At 56.4% G+C, this 15,775-nt stretch carries 15 protein-coding genes; 14 read left to right on the top strand and 1 reads right to left on the bottom strand.

Features of this window, described 5'->3' with window-relative positions:
• From CPT76_RS28765 to pruA, 9 genes are all read left to right on the top strand, one after another.
• Positions 1 to 618, top strand: a 618-nt coding sequence (locus CPT76_RS28765; protein ID WP_219845482.1) for a class I SAM-dependent methyltransferase, incomplete at its 5' end; no start/stop codon positions are given.
• A gap of 82 nt (positions 619 to 700) precedes the next feature.
• On the top strand, positions 701 to 1,618 hold the full coding sequence (locus CPT76_RS28760) for an aldo/keto reductase (protein WP_105445319.1): 918 nt from the start codon (positions 701 to 703) through the stop codon (positions 1,616 to 1,618).
• A gap of 111 nt (positions 1,619 to 1,729) precedes the next feature.
• Positions 1,730 to 2,305: a YdeI/OmpD-associated family protein gene (locus tag CPT76_RS28755; RefSeq protein ID WP_105445318.1), complete on the top strand. Its 576-nt coding sequence runs from the start codon at positions 1,730 to 1,732 to the stop codon at positions 2,303 to 2,305.
• 113 nt (positions 2,306 to 2,418) lie between these two features.
• Complete coding sequence (locus CPT76_RS28750; RefSeq protein ID WP_105445317.1) at positions 2,419 to 3,036, top strand: hypothetical protein; 618 nt, start codon at positions 2,419 to 2,421, stop codon at positions 3,034 to 3,036.
• 141 nt (positions 3,037 to 3,177) lie between these two features.
• Complete coding sequence (locus CPT76_RS28745; protein WP_105445316.1) at positions 3,178 to 3,504, top strand: thioredoxin family protein; 327 nt, start codon at positions 3,178 to 3,180, stop codon at positions 3,502 to 3,504.
• Between the two features lie 200 nt (positions 3,505 to 3,704).
• The gene (rocD, locus tag CPT76_RS28740; RefSeq protein WP_105445315.1) at positions 3,705 to 4,910 is read left to right on the top strand and encodes an ornithine--oxo-acid transaminase; all 1,206 of its coding nucleotides are present in this window, start codon (positions 3,705 to 3,707) and stop codon (positions 4,908 to 4,910) included.
• Positions 4,911 to 4,916: 6 nt separating this feature from the next.
• Entirely contained in the window at positions 4,917 to 5,843 is a 927-nt protein-coding gene (gene rocF / locus CPT76_RS28735) for an arginase (protein WP_105445314.1), read from the top strand.
• Positions 5,840 to 6,727 (top strand): proline dehydrogenase family protein, encoded by an 888-nt coding sequence (locus CPT76_RS28730; RefSeq protein WP_105445313.1) that lies wholly within the window; start codon positions 5,840 to 5,842, stop codon positions 6,725 to 6,727. Before rocF ends, CPT76_RS28730 begins: the two co-directional genes overlap by 4 nt.
• Positions 6,728 to 6,745: 18 nt before the next feature.
• Positions 6,746 to 8,317, top strand: a complete 1,572-nt coding sequence (gene pruA / locus CPT76_RS28725) for an L-glutamate gamma-semialdehyde dehydrogenase (protein WP_105445312.1) — start codon at positions 6,746 to 6,748, stop codon at positions 8,315 to 8,317.
• Between the two features lie 177 nt (positions 8,318 to 8,494).
• Here pruA and CPT76_RS28720 read toward each other — a convergent pair whose 3' ends face one another.
• Positions 8,495 to 8,950: a MarR family winged helix-turn-helix transcriptional regulator gene (locus CPT76_RS28720; RefSeq protein ID WP_105445311.1), complete on the bottom strand. Its 456-nt coding sequence runs from the start codon at positions 8,948 to 8,950 to the stop codon at positions 8,495 to 8,497.
• Between the two features lie 510 nt (positions 8,951 to 9,460).
• On the opposite strand from CPT76_RS28720, the gene CPT76_RS28715 reads away from it, so the two are divergent.
• The 5 genes from CPT76_RS28715 to CPT76_RS28690 all read left to right on the top strand — a co-directional run.
• Positions 9,461 to 10,090, top strand: coding sequence for a TetR/AcrR family transcriptional regulator (locus CPT76_RS28715; protein WP_105445310.1), 630 nt, complete (start codon positions 9,461 to 9,463; stop codon positions 10,088 to 10,090).
• A 119-nt stretch (positions 10,091 to 10,209) separates the two neighbouring features.
• On the top strand, positions 10,210 to 10,800 hold the full coding sequence (locus CPT76_RS28710; RefSeq protein WP_105445309.1) for a permease: 591 nt from the start codon (positions 10,210 to 10,212) through the stop codon (positions 10,798 to 10,800).
• A gap of 209 nt (positions 10,801 to 11,009) precedes the next feature.
• The gene (locus tag CPT76_RS28705) at positions 11,010 to 12,305 is read left to right on the top strand and encodes a homocysteine synthase (protein ID WP_105445308.1); all 1,296 of its coding nucleotides are present in this window, start codon (positions 11,010 to 11,012) and stop codon (positions 12,303 to 12,305) included.
• A gap of 338 nt (positions 12,306 to 12,643) precedes the next feature.
• A complete protein-coding gene (locus tag CPT76_RS28695) occupies positions 12,644 to 13,804 on the top strand; it encodes a putative PEP-binding protein (protein WP_146116455.1) in 1,161 nt (386 codons plus the stop codon).
• 355 nt (positions 13,805 to 14,159) lie between these two features.
• The coding region (locus CPT76_RS28690) for a heavy metal translocating P-type ATPase (RefSeq protein WP_105445351.1) at positions 14,160 to 15,775 on the top strand (1,616 nt) is incomplete at its 3' end.

Genomic DNA, 15,775 nt, shown 5'->3' with positions numbered 1-15,775 from the left:
AAGAAAATAAGGGTGATACCCCATATGGGGATATCCGACAAGGAGGATGAGCAAGTGGCTGCAGAAGAGTACGACCCGACGCTGATCGCGCGGCTGGAGAGCCCGGAACGCCTGGAGAAGCTTCCCCCGGAGAAGCTGCTGGACCTGCTGGAGTTGTCCGGGCACGAGGACCTGCTGGATGTGGGGGCAGGCAGCGGTTACTTCACGTTTCCGGCGGCGGCACGAACTTCCGGAACGGTCTATGCGCTGGATACCCATCCGCAGATGCTGGACATGCTGAAGACCCGTTCGGAAGAGCGGGGCGTTACGAATATTCGGCTGATTCAGGGAACGGCAGAACAGATTCCGCTAGAGGAAGAAAGCGTGGACGTGATGATCCTGTCCCTCGTCCTGCATATTGCCGAGCCGCATGAGCAGGGATTGAAGGAAGTGCAGCGCGTTCTCAAAAAAGGAGGCAAGGCGCTCTGCGTGGAATGGGCTTATCCGGACAGCGAACCGCCGTCGGATCATCGCATCTCCTCATCGGACATGGCCCGCATGGGAGAGGAGCTTGGCCTCAAGGTGCTCAGCAGGCAGCCGTGGTCGGACAAGTATTACAGCATCGTTTTTCAAAAATAACATGTGTATCGCCCGGCGGAAGCTGTGCACCGCTGTGCAGCGCCAAAAATGCAAACCCATTCACAGGAGAGGTGGCTTGAGAATGAAATACAGACGGCTTGGAAAAACGGAATTGAAGGTATCGGTGGTCGGTGTAGGAACATGGCAGTTCGGGGGAGACTGGGGGAAGGACTTTAACCAGCAGGAGGCGGACGCCATTTTGCATAAGGCGAAGGATCTCGGCATCAACCTGATCGACACGGCTGAATGCTATGGTCCGCATCACCTGTCCGAGAGCCTCATCGGAAACTTTCTGAAGCGGGACCGCCGCGAGGACTGGGTCGTGGCTTCGAAATTCGGCCACCGCTGGCATGATCACTGGGAAAACGCCTGGTCTGCAGATGAGGTTCTCGTCCAGTTGGATGAATCCTTGAAAGCGCTGCAAACGGACTATATCGACCTGTACCAGTTCCACTCGGGCTCGGATGAAGTATTTAACAACGACGATCTGTGGACACTGCTGGACAAGCAGGTGCAGGCCGGTAAAATCCGCAACCTCGGCGTTTCCATCGGCAGCAACGATAACCTGGAGCAGACTTCCCGGGCGACCGAGCTGAACGCCAAAGCGATTCAGGTCGTGTACAACCGGCTCGACCGGAAACCGGAAGAGCGTGTCTTTCCGTCCTGCACCGAGCAGGATATGGGCGTGCTTGCGAGAGTACCGCTGGCCAGCGGTTATCTAAGCGGCAAGTACAAGCCCGGCGCCGTGTTCCAGGATAACGTGCGCAAACGGCATGAGCGCGACAACATCGATGCACGCCTCCGCGAGGTGGAGGAAATCCAGCGGACCGAGGTGCCCGAAGGCGTGGGCATGGCCCAGTGGGCCTTGGCCTGGTGCCTGCAGAACCCCGCCGTGGACTGCGTGATCCCGGGCTGCAAGAGCCCGGAGCAGGTCGAAGCCAATGCAGCCGCTGCGGACCTCGATATGGTCCAGGATACGCATCCGCGGGCGTGGAAATAAGCAGGGAAGCAGGCGTTCGGCACATTCCTGATTAACTTTTTGTAGAGTCAGCAGGCATGGGAGGAGTGGCTCGAAGCGCATCATGCCGAGTCACGTGGCATTCGGCTGCAGATGGCCAAGAAGGGATCCGGCATCCCATCCATCACGTATGACGAAGCATTAGAGATTGCACTCTGCTACGGCTGGATCGACAGCCGCAAGGAGGCCTGGGACGAGACGTATTGGATTCAGCGGTTCGGCCCGCGCGGGCCGAGGAGCATCTGGTCCAAGATCAACAAGGAGAAGGCGGAGCGCCTTGTCACAGAAGGACGCATGAAGCCGGCCGGTCTTGCGGCGATCGAGGAAGCCAAACAAAAAGGCCAGTGGGAGCAGGCTTATGCATCCCAGAGCCGGTCGCAAATTCCCGAGGATCTGGAGCGGAAGTTCGAGGAGCATCCGGATGCGGCAGCCTTTTTTGCGACGCTGGACAGCCGCAACAAATACGCCGTCTTATTCCGGGTCCAAAGCGCCAAGAAGCCCGAAACGAGGGCTAAACGAATCGACCAGTTTATCGACATGCTGGAAAAAAGGCGAAAAAATATATCCTTAGATTGTGCATCAGCCCTCAGTTGCAAAGAACAGCCGAAGCCTCCGTCAACGACGGGGGCTTCGCCCTTTCTTGACCTGCTGCAGCACTTTCCTTCCTGAATATTACGGTGCTCTTCCGAATAGGCTGTTTATAGCTGAATCACCGGAAAAAGGCGGAAGGGGCGGGGCGGCCAAACCTGAAAAGCCGCATCCAGAAAGGCGGGTTTTTCTTCATGCTGTTAAATATTAGCGTGGTGATGGTTTTGGTGTATACGGCGGTATGTATCGGGTATGTCCAAATTCACCGGAAGCATCTTTTAAACATGACCGGCAACATGGTGGCGATGACGACAGGGCTGATCTCCAACTTGACGATCGGGGTCATCCTGGGCATGATGTTTGCCGGCGACCTCGTGCTCTCCACCGGTCTGTCGGTGCTGTTTTGCTTTGCGATCGGCTACTTGGTCGGCAAGTCGCTCCATCTCCTGGCGGTCATTGAGGGCATCGGCGGGGGGATCATGGGCGGACTGCACGGAGCTATGCTCGGCGAGATGATTCCCCGGGCAAGGTGGGACGTCATGCTGTTTATTATGGATGCGCTGTTTATTGCGATGACCGCCATGGTCATGTATTTGATTCATAACCAGAAATACAAGGCCCGGGAGGCTGCGGACGAAGAAGAGCGGGCGGAAGGAGCTGGACAGGTGCCCGCTCTGATGCCGATCCGGCTGTCCTTTTGGATGCTGTATATTATCCTGCCGGTCGTGACCCTCTGCGCTGCAGCTATATTCAGCCATTCGGTCCCTGCCGGAGAAGTTCCGGTAACGGGACATGAGATGCATTCCATGTAAGTCCTTTGCAAAATCGTTCATAAACGGATACAATACAGGTGACGGCTGAATTGTAATGATTTTGGTTACATTTACATCGCCGGGTGTCCGGCAGCCTGCCGGACCGCTGTATACCAACTAATGGACAAAGGGGATAGGATGATGGAACGCATTCAAACGGAAGCCCAATATAACGAACTGATTCAAGGGGACGGCATCACGGTCATCAAGTACGATGCAACCTGGTGCCCGGACTGCAAAACGCTCGATAAATTTATGCCGGACATTATGGCCAAACATCAGGATAAGAAATTTTATGCACTGGATGTAGAGCAGTTGGAGGACGTATCTTCCCAGAACGACGTGCGCGGCATCCCAAGTTTGCTCGTGTACAAGGACGGGAAGAAAATCGCCCATCTGCACAGCAAATTCGCCAAAACGCCTGGTGAAGTATCGGAATACCTTCAAACGCTGGAGTCCAAGCAATAATTTAATGGAACGGAAGCCATCGGCCAAGCACCCCCGATTCACGGTAGATCGTGAAGAGGAGGGTGTTTTTCTTTTGGAAAAGCCCGCCCCGCCGGGTTATTTGGCATGCGCCCGTTACGGGATTTTTTACAAACATGAAATGAAATGGAAAGCAATACACATAGGGTGAGAAGATGATGCCAAGAGAAGGATGTGCAGCCATGGCAACGACAGACGAGATTCTGCAAATGATGGATGAGCACAGCGCCAACAATTACTATCCGCTGCCGATCGTCATTCATAAGGCAGAGGGCGTATGGGTTGAGGATTTGAACGGACATCGGTATATGGATATGCTCAGCGCATATTCCGCCCTCAATCACGGTCACAGGCACCCCAAAATCATGCAGGCGCTGCAGGAACAGGCCGGCAAGGTGACCCTTACATCGCGGGCGTTTCAGAGCGAGGCGTTCGGCATCTTTGTGAGCAAGCTGGCAGCATATACCGGCAAGGACAAGATTCTGGCGATGAATACGGGCGCCGAAGCGGTGGAAACCGCGCTGAAAATGGCAAGGCGGTGGGGCTACCGGATCAAGGGCATTCCGGAGAATCAAGCCGAGATCATTGTCTGTACAGGAAACTTTCACGGCCGTACGCTGAGCGTCACCTCGTTCTCCTCCGAAGAGGCGTATAAACGGGATTTCGGGCCGTTCACACCCGGCTTCCGGATCATCCCATACGGCGATGCTTCCGCGCTGGAGCAGGCCATTACGCCGAACACGGCGGCCTTTCTTGTGGAGCCGATTCAGGGTGAAGCCGGGATCGTGATGCCGCCTGAAGGCTATTTAATCCAGGTGCGGGAGCTGTGCCGCCGTCATCAGGTGCTGCTGATGGCCGACGAAATTCAGACGGGGCTCGGCAGGACGGGACGCCGCTTTGCCTGCGATTGGGAGGGCGTCGTTCCGGACGTGTACATCCTGGGCAAAGCCCTCGGCGGGGGCGTGCTGCCCGTTTCGGCCATCGCGGCAGACCGGGAGATCATGGACGTGTTTGAACCGGGTTCGCACGGCTCGACCTTTGGCGGCAATCCGCTGGCTTCGACGGTGGCAGCCGCTGCGCTGGATGTGCTGGAGGAGGAGAAGCTGGCGGAACGTGCCGAAACGCTTGGGCGCCTGTTTATGAAAAAGCTTACATCGATCTCCCATCCCGATATCGTCTCGGTCCGCGGGCGCGGCCTGCTGATCGGGCTGCAGCTGTCAGTGCCGGCCCGACCTTACTGCGAGGCGCTGGCCCGCATCGGCCTGTTATGCAAGGAAACCCATGATACCACGATCCGGTTTGCGCCGCCGCTCATCCTGTCCGAAGAAGAACTAGAATTTGCGCTCAGCCGAATTGGGGAGGTATTCACCGGTCAAGGGAGGGCGTGAAAACGTATGGGGCAACCAACCATTTCGATTATCAGCGTACCGTTCGGTTACAAGTTCGGTCTGGTCAAAAAGCTGGAGCAGCTCAGCTACGATGTGGACGCCGGGCGGAGGATCCAGCTGCCCTCCAGCCTGACGCCCTATCCCACCACGCGTATGAAGCATGTGGACCAGGTCATGGCAGTCTGCTCACAGCTGGCGCGGGAGGCGGCGTCGGCGGCGTCAGCCGGCAGCATTCCCCTCATGCTTGGGGGGGACCACAGCATCGCCATGGGCTCGCTGGCCGGGCTCAGCCGGCATTACCCGAACATGGGCGTCATCTGGGTGGATGCCCATTCGGACCTGAACACCGAGATCACCAGCCCATCCGGGAACATGCACGGCATTCCCCTGGCAGCCGCCCTCGGCTTGACGCAGCTGAAGCTGACGCAGGTCCTGCCCGGCGCCGTTCAACTGAAGCCGGAGAACTGCGTCATCATCGGCGCCCGTGATCTGGACCGGGACGAGAAGACGCTCATTCGCTCGCGGGGCATCACCTGCTTCACGATGTACGAGATCGACCGGCTGGGCATCGAGCATGTCGTGCAGGAGGCGCTGCGGATCGCCGGGACCGGCACGGACGGCCTTCACGTCAGCTTCGACATCGACAGCGTCGATCCGTTTGAGGCGCCCGGAACGGGCACGCCGGTCCGCGGAGGGCTCAGCTACCGCGAAGCCCACTTGGTTATGGAGCTGATGAGCGAATCCGGCCTCATCACGTCCGCGGATATGGTGGAGGTCAATCCCAGCCTTGACCGGAACAACCAGACCTCGAAGCTGGCGGTGGAGCTGCTCAGCTCCTTGGGCGGTGGAGCTGCTCAGCTCCTTGTTCGGCAGCCGGATTTTGTAGGCGAAAGGAGGCGTCTCCTTGGAGAAAGCCATGAAGTCTTGTTTTGACGCTGGCCAAAAACCGGGCGGCGAACCGCTGGGCCAAACGGTACGGACTCCGGCTCGGGGCCAGGCGCTTCGTTGCGGGCGAGTCGATCGAGCATGCGATTGACGCTGTCCGCAAGCTGAACGCCAGCGGGCGGATGGCCACCCTCGATTACCTGGGGGAGTTCACGAGCAGCGAGGAGGAAGTGCGCGAGACAGCCGATATGTGCCTCAAGACGCTGGATGCAATCCACCGGTCCAAGGTGCAGGCCAACCTGTCGCTCAAGCTGACGTCACTCGGACTGGATCTGAGCTCGGACCTGTGCTTCGAGCTGATGCGGAGAATTTTGGCCAGGGCGCAGAGCTACCGACTGTTCGTGCGGATCGACATGGAGGACCACGCCCACTGCCAGCCGGCGATCGACATGCTGAAGAAGCTGCGGGGCGGGTATGACAATGTGGGTATCGTCATCCAGTCGTATTTGTACCGGTCGGAGGAGGATGTGAAGGAACTGGGAGCCCAAGGGGTCAATCTACGCCTGGTGAAAGGGGCGTACAAGGAGCCCGAAAGCGTCGCGTATCCCCGGAAGGAAGACGTGGACGAAAATCTGATTCGCCTGATCAAGATGCACTTGAAGTCCGGCAGCTACACGGCGATCGCCAGCCATGACGAGCGGATCCTCAGCGAGGCTAAACGATTCATCGAGGAGGAGGGGATTCCGCGCTCCCGCTTTGAGTTTCAGATGCTGTACGGCATCTGCGAGGAACTGCAGCTGAAGCTTGTCGAGGAGGGCTACCGGTTCCGGGTATACGTCCCGTTCGGCGTGGACTGGTTCGGGTATTTCATGCGCAGGCTGGCGGAACGGCCGGCCAATGTCTGGTTTGTGCTCAAAAATACTTTTAAGTAAAAAGGGAGTGAGGTAGCCATGAACTCGTTTGCCTGGAGCGCCGCATTTCAAAATGAGCCCTTCACCGATTTTAACCAGCCGGAGCACCGCGAAGCATTTCTGAAAGCTTTGGCCGCCGTGAAAGGGCAGCTGGGACATCGTTATCCTGTCGTGATCGGCGGAAAAGAGGTATACACGGAGCGGGAGCTGGTCTCGCGGAACCCAGGCCATGTGCGGGAGGTGGTCGGCCGGATGAGCCAGGCTGGTACCGATCTTGCGGAGCAGGCGATGCAGCAGGCGCAAAAGTCTTTTGCCACCTGGAAAAGAACGACGGCCACTGAGCGGGCGGCGCTGCTGCTCAAGGCGGCTTCCCTGCTGCGCCAGCGCAAGCACGAGTTTTCCGCCTGGATGGTCGTCGAGGCCGGTAAAAACTGGGCCGAGGCCGACGCGGACACGGCCGAAGCGATCGATTTTATGGAGTATTACGCCAGGGAAGCCGTCCGGCTCAGCGAGACGTCGCTGCACCAGCCGCTGCCGCGGGTGCCGGGAGAAGAGAACCGGCTGCAGTACATCCCGCTGGGCGTCGGCATTATTATCCCGCCGTGGAATTTTCCGCTGGCCATATGTGCCGGCATGACGACGGCCGCGGTGGTGACCGGCAACACTGTCCTGCTCAAGCCCGCATCGAACACGTCCGTTATCGCCTACCAGTTCTTCAAGCTGATGAAGGAAGCCGGATTCCCGGACGGGGTCATCAACTTTGTGCCGGGAAGCGGGGCCGTCATCGGCGATTACCTGACGGCTCATCCGCAGACCCGGTTCATCAGCTTCACGGGCTCGAAGGAGGTCGGCCTCCGGATCAACAAGCTGGCGGCAGAGCAGGCTGAGGGGCAGATTTGGATCAAGCGGGTCGTCGCCGAGATGGGCGGCAAAGACGGCATCGTGGTGGACGAGACGGCGGACCTGGAAGCAGCGGCGAAGGCCATCGTGGTCTCGGCCTTTGGCTACCAGGGGCAGAAATGCTCCGCCGGGTCGAGGGCGATCATCGTGGAGTCGGTCTACGATCAGGTGCTTGCCCGCGTGACGGAGCTGACCAACCTGCTGGAGGTGGGACCTGCGGAGGATAACGCGCCGGTTGGACCGGTCATTGATGAGAAGTCGCGGGACAAAATTTTGGAGTACATTGGGATCGGCAGGGAAGAAGGGCGTCTCGTGACCGGCGGGGAACAGGTCGGGGAAGCCGGGTATTATATCCGGCCGGCCATCTTTACCGATGTCCCGGTCAAGGGACGGATTATGCAGGAGGAGATCTTCGGACCGGTACTGGCGGTCGTACCTGCTCGGGATTGGGAGGAGGCCATCGAGATTTATAACGATACGGAGTTTGGATTGACCGGATCGTTCTTTTCGACGGACGAGAACCGGATCACGGCTGCGCTGGAACGCATGCACTGCGGCAACTTGTATGTCAACCGCAAGTGTACCGGTGCGCTCGTGGGCGGCCAGCCTTTCGGCGGCTTCAACATGTCCGGGACCGACTCGAAAGCCGGCGGGCATGATTACCTGCTGCTGTTCACCCAGGCGAAGGTGACCTCCCGCAAGTTACCTTGAGCGTGTCTCTTGGCAGGGTCATGCCTGGATATATTGACAAAGCACCCTGTTTTGCCGGCGTGCCGCCGCAATTCAGGGTGCTTTATTGGGTTTGTTCTCGAAAGGTATAACGCTTCTAGAGCCCTTTCCCTTCGGGTTCGAACTTGTCGCTTCGGATCCACATGATGATGAGGAGAATCACTGTGCCTGCCGCTCATTCCGCTGCAGCTGGATAAGCTCGCCAAGCTGACGGATGGTGTCCAGCAGATGCTCGGTTTCCTCGTCCGTCAAATTCCCCAGCGTTTCGACGATACGCACGGCGCTCATTTCCGCCAGCTTTTTCAGCAGCGCAGAGCCTTTGTCCGTAATCGAGATGTTAACGAACCGGCGGTCCTGCTCGCTGCGGCTGCGCACAATGAGCTCTTCCTGCTCCAGCTTGTCGCAGATTTGCGTAATGGCGCTGGTGGTCAAGCCGGTGACCTTGACGATGTCCGTTCCGCGCTGACTGCCGCTATTTTGCAAATATTGAAGTATAAACGATTCTGTCGTGCTTAGCTTAATCTGGCGAACCAGACCGGCATAATCTATAATTCTTGGAAGTCTGTCCATCAATTCAAAATATCGGGTCGCGAGTTCTGTAGATGTAGAATGCAAATTAATCTCCCTCCTGGAGGCAACGGACAAGCCGGCTCGGCTCCAAACGTCCGTTCATGCATTTAATTGGTCCTAATGACATGTTAGTTTGATTTTAAGATACCGTCAACTTTCGCCGGATGGGTTCCATGGGGACGGTATGTGCTTGACAAACCGCTTGTGGAAGATATATACTTTTTCATGCACTTATTAAAAGTAAGCTTATATCCAATAAGCTCTTACTTATCAATCGATAGGATTATGTGATCCGAATGTGCAACCATTCATTCGCTTAATTCGACATCGATTACTCTCTTTATAACTCTCAGGATTCCTTTATTATGGCAGCCGCAACGCGGCTGCTCTTTTTTTTGCCTGCAAGTTCCTTTAGACGCCGGGGACGAAATCGAAAAGGGGCTAAAAAGGAGGAAAAAAAGGATTGACTCAAAGGTAACCATTGGTTATATTTATGACATACAGATTAAGTAACCGTTGGTTAGTTAAAAAAGACCGAAAGGAACAAACACCCAGATGCCCAGAAAAAAGCAGGTTCGATCCGAACAAACCAAGCAGGACATTTTGAATGCGGCCGGCCGACTTTTCGCGGCCAAAGGGTACGATGCCGTCACCATGAGGGAAGTGGCCAAGGAAGCCGGCTGCTCCCATACAGCGATCTACATTTATTTTGAAGATAAGGAGGCGCTGCTCCATGAACTGTCCATCCCGGCGCTAACGGAATTGCAACTTCAGATTGAGGAATTGGTGTCCGGAAAGCTGGAGCCGGAAGAAGCATTAAGGCAAATCAGCCTGGATTTTATCCGCTTTTGCCTGATTCACCGCAATATGCATCGCATCTTTTTTGAGGCACGCTCCGTAAGGGTGGACGAAGCGGAGCCCGAACTTGAGATTAACCGCGTCCGTAACGGGATGTTCCGTCTGCTGATGCAGGCTGTCCGGCAGTGTCTGGATTTACCGGAGGGAAGCGAGCGGCTGCTGTCGGCCACCCGGATATATTTTTACCTGCTTCATGGCATTGTGGGCACCTATCAGCTGTCCGAAGAATCGGCCGAGGCATTGATGGAGCGTCTGCTTCCCACGTTTCGTGAAGCGATCGAGGTTTTGCTGCTGGGCTTCCGCGCACAACATGCGCCGGATAAATAACGATCCGCAAAGGAGAGGTTGATGGATGAGCTTTATCGTTCTGATGCTTTTGTTTACGGTGGTTTGCGGCTGGCTTGATTCCCGAATCAGCCGGACGACGAAAAAGGAGGGGAAGTAAGATGTTCGCAGGCCATTTTGGACTCGCCGCAGCGGCCAAAGCCGCAAGTCCCAAAACTCCGCTGTGGGCGATCATGCTGGGCACGCAATTGCTCGACGTCATTTTTGTGCCGCTGCTGCTTACGGGAATTGAGACAACCGTGGAAACGGATGGTGGAGGATACGGTGGAGCCGTTATCCATGCAGACTATACGCATTCGCTGGTCAGTGCGCTGATCATCGCCCTGCTTGCCGGGCTTGGAGCCTGGAAGCTGTGGGGAAAGCGAAGTGCAGGGGTTATCGGCGGCGTGGTCTTCAGCCACTGGCTGCTCGATCTGCTGGTGCACCGGAGTGACATGCCGATTCTGCCGGGAAATCTGGGCTCATTGCCTTTGATGGGGTTCGGCTTATGGAAATGGCCTTTCATCAGCGGAGCTTTGGAGGTTCTTCTTATTGCCGTGGGTGCCGTCATGTATTATCGGTCAGTTCGACTAAGGGCACGTAACGCGCCGGAAATCGCCGGCAGCGCCTTTCCTGCCAAAGCGGTATGGGCTGCTGCGGTAATGGCCGTCCTGCTGATGGGCTCGTTTATATCCGATCTGATCGGGATTTGATCTTCCGGACTTTTGCTGAAATTTGGATTTTCTTGATCGGCCCGTCCATGCGCTGCGTTTAGGTCTCACGTTCTCGGACATATAATTCCAATAAATTTTATCGGATTTATAATAATTTCCTTCTTTTCAAACCTCACAAAGTATGAGAAAATATGAAAAAATTCGCGTGTGGAATCATTTTCCACAGTCACATGAAGGAGGATCCACCTATGTCCGAGAAACGCCCATTATCCATTGAAACGCTCGCCGTCCATGCAGGCCAGGAAATCGATCCTGCGACTTTTTCGCGTGCCGTGCCGCTCTATCAAACGACGTCTTACGGATTCAAGGACAGCGATCATGCCGCCAACCTATTTGCTCTGAAGGAGTTCGGCAACATTTATACCCGCATTATGAACCCGACCACCGACGTATTTGAGCAGCGCGTTGCCGCCCTGGAAGGCGGTGCCGGAGCGTTGGCGGTTTCCTCCGGACAGGCGGCGATCACCTTCTCCATCCTGAATATTGCCGGCGCCGGGGATGAGATTGTCTCGTCCTCTACACTGTACGGCGGAACCTATAATTTATTTGCCAATACGCTGGCGAAGCTTGGCATTAAAGTGCACTTTGTCGATGCCAGCAACCCGGAAAATTTCCGCGCAGCCATTACGGATAAGACGAAAGCGCTGTACGCCGAAACGATTGGCAACCCGAAAGGGGACGTGCTTGATGTGGAAGCCGTTGCCGCCATCGCCCATGAGAACGGCATCCCGCTGATCGTGGACAATACATTCCCGAGCCCTTATCTGCTGCGTCCGATCGAGCACGGTGCCGACGTCGTCGTTCACTCGGCAACGAAGTTCATCGGCGGCCACGGCACGTCCATCGGCGGGGTGATCGTCGACAGCGGCAAGTTTGACTGGGCGGCCAGCGGCAAGTTCCCGGGGCTGACCGAGCCGGATCCAAGCTACCACGGCGTCGTGTATACGGAAGCCGTCGGCCCGATTGCCTACATTATCAAGGCGCGCGTACAGCTGCTCCGGGATTTGGGATCGGCAATCTCCCCGTTCAACTCGTGGTTGCTGCTTCAAGGTCTGGAAACGCTGCACCTGCGGATGGAGCGGCACAGCGAAAATGCGCTGAAAGTCGCGCAGTTCCTGGAAAGCCACGATGCGGTAGAGTGGGTCAGTTACCCCGGGCTCGCAAGCCATCCTTCGCATGAGCTGGCGAAGAAATACCTGCCGAAGGGACAGGGAGCGATTCTGACGTTCGGTATCAAGGGCGGCACGGAAGCAGGCCGCAAGGTGATCGAGAACGTGAAGCTGTTCTCCCACTTGGCCAATGTCGGCGATTCGAAGTCGCTGATCATCCACCCGGCCAGTACCACGCACCAGCAGCTGTCGGAAGAGGAGCAGGTGGCCGCCGGGGTGAACCCGGAAATGCTGCGGCTGTCGATCGGTACGGAAGCGATTGACGATATTTTGCATGATCTGGAGCAGGCCATTGAGGCCAGCCAGCAAGCTTAAGCCATCCAAAGCTATACAAAGCTATAGAAGTTAAATCCCGTCCTTATCCTGATCAGCCGCCTCGTTTGAGGCGGCTTTTTGTGTTGTGAATCGTAAGCTTGCCCAATGGGGGCTCTCCGCCCGCAGGCTTTCCTTGGGAAACCGCGCAAATTCCGTATATTTCGCCCTTTCGGCTAATATTCTGTAGGGTATATAGATTGAACTCAAGTTTCGAATGAAAACCCTCATTGTAACGGCTTATCCAAGTCTTTCAACATGAATTTCTTGAGTTCATTCTGTATAGCAATTTACGCAAGTGGAAGCTCATTTATCTCTGAAGAGAGGGTGGACAGCCAAAAATGAAGGGTGAACGGTGTCAGAACAGCTTCTGCCAATTCGGCTCCTGCCCCGCACCTTGCGGTGTGGAAGCGGTTCACCAGCCGGCATGCGGACAAATGGGCGGGAGCGCTCGTGACCGTCGTTCCGGCAGGGAAGAGGAGAACGGCCGCCAGGAATCGGATGCCCCCCACTTGGAAGATGCCGGAGACTACGCAAGGGCAGGCTCCCTTCCCGAGATCGCATCCCTGGTAGAGCTTGCATCCATCGGCTCGATTACAAGGGAGAAGGCGCTTCTGTCCGCGGATTCCGAGCGGATTGGGGAAATCCTTCAGGAAGCGGAGGAATACCGATCCAAGCCAGAGGAAGGCACGACCCCGGAAATGCTGTTGGATTGGAGTGATTCCATGCGCAGTTTGCGGGTATATACGGAGGAAGCTGAACGGGAAATTCAGGAGCGGCTGATGAACCGGTGGAAGGGGCATCTGGTGAATCTCTTGCACAGCCTGCAGGGAGCACCGCTGACGGTGGCTCTCGTGTCCGGACGCCTGAAAGACTACCGTAAGCTGAAAGGCGACGCGGCGTTGGACATTGATATGCTCCGGGATATTCAGCTGGAAGCCCTGTTTCGGGCCGCCCAGTCCTGCCAAATGCAAAGGATCGACTGCAGTCTGGAACTGCTGGTTCCTTATCCGGAGGACGGGGAGGCTTTTCATAGGATTCATGATTTTATCGATCGGGTCGGCGAGGAAACCCTTTGTCACCAGCGCAGATCCTTAAGATACCGGGTCGGAGCGATGCTGGATTGGGATGTTCGCGAAACGGCGGCTGCAGAAATCGCCAGGTTCGCGGATTTCATCGTGATCAACGGGAAGCATGAAGGGGCTTGGCTGATGGAATACCTGGTCAGCGAAGAGGAGAGGGGAAAAGTGCTCAGTGCGGGCATTCCGTACAGCGTGCTGGAGGAGCTGGTGTACAGCATCCGCCGGACGAAGCCGGCCATTCGAATCTGCCTCTCCGGGGCGGTAAAACCGTCGGATCTTGCTTATGTTTATCGTTTGGGGCTGAACGCGGTCAGCACGGTTCCCTCCGAGCTGCCGGGCGTGCGGCTCGCCGCAGCGCAGTGGGAGCTCCTGGAAAGGCAGCACGAACTAAGGCGCAGATCTGCGCAGGGAAGAACGTAGGCCGGCACTTTATAGGATAAATAATCAATAGGCTTAATGATTGCTGGGGCAGGAAGGTCTGCTTCGGATTCATTAAAGCCTATTTTTTTCGTAAAAAATAGCATACCCGTTTACTTTTTATGGGAGGACGCGTATACTGTAATTAACAAAAAGTTTCCTTAACACAAAATTATTGTATTGACGCAAAAATGATTATCATTCTCATTTAAAAACAACAATCGCGAAGGAAGAAAGGTTCGTCAGAGGCGTTCCGTTTCCATCCGCATACCATGCTGCTCCGGCTAGTCCGGAGCAGCATGTGCCATTTTAAGGGGACTAATAATGCTATTCATTCTCATTAGGAAGGTGATCACTCATGGAAAACATACGAAATGCTCCTGCTCAATCGATCCAGCGACAGGCCAATCTGAACCGCCCAGGTCCCGGAAAGAAAGGGCGCTTTGATCTGCGCTCGCTGATCCGCAATTCGGAAATGCAGGCGGCGCTGGCGAGCGGACTGCTTATGCTGGGCGGCTGGGCGGCCAGCTGGCTGTCCGCTCCGGCCTTCTTATCGATCGTGCTGTATATTCTGTCCTATGCAGCAGGCGGCTGGCTGAAAGCGAAGGAAGGGGTCGAAACGCTGATCCACGAGCGCGATCTGGACGTCAACCTGCTGATGGTGGCTGCCGCGCTGGGTGCCGCAAGCATCGGCTACTGGAACGAAGGCGCCATGCTTATCTTTATTTTCGCCTTAAGCGGAGCATTGGAAAGCTACACTACCGAACGAAGCAAAAAGGATATTTCGTCGCTGATGGCGCTGAAGCCGGAAACCGCGCTGCGGATTCAGGACGGGCAGATGAAGCTCGTTCCGATCGGGGAGTTGGCCATTGGCGATCTGGTCCTGGTCAAACCGGGAGAATTGATCCCGGCGGATGGAATCATCCAGAAGGGGAACTCCTCGGTGAACCAATCGTCCATCACCGGCGAATCGGTCCCGGCCGATAAAGCGGCTGGCGACGAGGTGTTTGCCGGAACGCTAAACGGGGAAGGCGTGCTTTACGTCGAGGTGTCGCGTTCGGCGGAGTCCACCGTTTTCGCCAAAATCGTAAAGCTTGTTGAGGAAGCTGAGACCGAGGTTCCGGATTCGCAGCGTTTCATGAAGCGGTTTGAAGCCATTTATGCGCGCATCGTGGTGGCGGCGACGCTGGTCCTCATTTTCCTGACTCCGTTTGTGCTGGGCTGGAGCTTTGGAACTTCCTTTTATAAAGCGATGGTGTTTTTGGTGGTAGCTTCGCCGTGCGCACTGGTGTCTTCCATTATGCCGGCGATGCTGTCCGTTATCTCCAACCGGGCACGCCGGGGCATTCTGTTCAAGGGCGGTGCGCATGTAGAGAACATGGCGCTGACGTCTGTGGTCGCTTTTGACAAAACAGGAACGCTGACGCTCGGAACGCCGCAGGTAACGGATTTCATTCCGGCGGACGGATACGATCGCCTGGAACTTCTGGGCATTTGTGCATCCGTGGAACAGCTGTCTGAACATCCGCTGGCTAAAGCCATCGTGGTGAAAGCCGAGGAGGAGGGAGCGATGCTGCCTTCAGCGGAATCGGTCACCTCGCTGACCGGCTGGGGCATGGAAGGCTGGGTTCAGGGCAGACGCTGGCGCATCGGGAAGGCGGATATGCTGGATCAGGCCGACCCGTCCGGCGAACATGCCGCATGGCTCCGGCAGTGCCAGGAGCTGAATGCGGCTGGCAAGACCGTGTCCGTGATTATGGACGGGGAGCGGATTGCCGGGCTGGTCGCACTCGCTGATGTGATCCGTCCACAGGCGGCCGCTGCCGTGAAGCAGCTGCAGTCGATCGGCGTGAAGGTCGCAATGCTGACGGGCGATCACAGCCTGACGGCGAACGCCATCGGCAGCAGCATCGGCGTTGATTACGTCTTTGCCGATTTGCTGCCTGAAGAGAAGGTCAACCATGTGAAGCGGCT

This window comes from Paenibacillus sp. AR247, assembly GCF_002968895.1.
GTDB classification, from domain to species: Bacteria; Bacillota; Bacilli; order Paenibacillales; family Paenibacillaceae; genus Paenibacillus_AQ; species Paenibacillus_AQ favisporus.
This window is presented reverse-complemented; position numbering and strand designations above follow the sequence as displayed.

What these genes read in the sequence shown, in the direction of transcription:
- CPT76_RS28760 (WP_105445319.1), top strand. Translation starts at nt 701, where the DNA reads ATGAAATACAGACGGCTTGGAAAAACGGAATTGAAGGTATCGGTGGTC.
- CPT76_RS28755 (WP_105445318.1), top strand. Translation starts at nt 1,730, where the DNA reads ATGGCCAAGAAGGGATCCGGCATCCCATCCATCACGTATGACGAAGCA.
- CPT76_RS28750 (WP_105445317.1), top strand. Translation starts at nt 2,419, where the DNA reads ATGCTGTTAAATATTAGCGTGGTGATGGTTTTGGTGTATACGGCGGTA.
- CPT76_RS28745 (WP_105445316.1), top strand. Translation starts at nt 3,178, where the DNA reads ATGGAACGCATTCAAACGGAAGCCCAATATAACGAACTGATTCAAGGG.
- rocD (WP_105445315.1), top strand. Translation starts at nt 3,705, where the DNA reads ATGGCAACGACAGACGAGATTCTGCAAATGATGGATGAGCACAGCGCC.
- rocF (WP_105445314.1), top strand. Translation starts at nt 4,917, where the DNA reads ATGGGGCAACCAACCATTTCGATTATCAGCGTACCGTTCGGTTACAAG.
- pruA (WP_105445312.1), top strand. Translation starts at nt 6,746, where the DNA reads ATGAACTCGTTTGCCTGGAGCGCCGCATTTCAAAATGAGCCCTTCACC.
- CPT76_RS28715 (WP_105445310.1), top strand. Translation starts at nt 9,461, where the DNA reads ATGCCCAGAAAAAAGCAGGTTCGATCCGAACAAACCAAGCAGGACATT.
- CPT76_RS28710 (WP_105445309.1), top strand. Translation starts at nt 10,210, where the DNA reads ATGTTCGCAGGCCATTTTGGACTCGCCGCAGCGGCCAAAGCCGCAAGT.
- CPT76_RS28705 (WP_105445308.1), top strand. Translation starts at nt 11,010, where the DNA reads ATGTCCGAGAAACGCCCATTATCCATTGAAACGCTCGCCGTCCATGCA.
- CPT76_RS28695 (WP_146116455.1), top strand. Translation starts at nt 12,644, where the DNA reads ATGAAGGGTGAACGGTGTCAGAACAGCTTCTGCCAATTCGGCTCCTGC.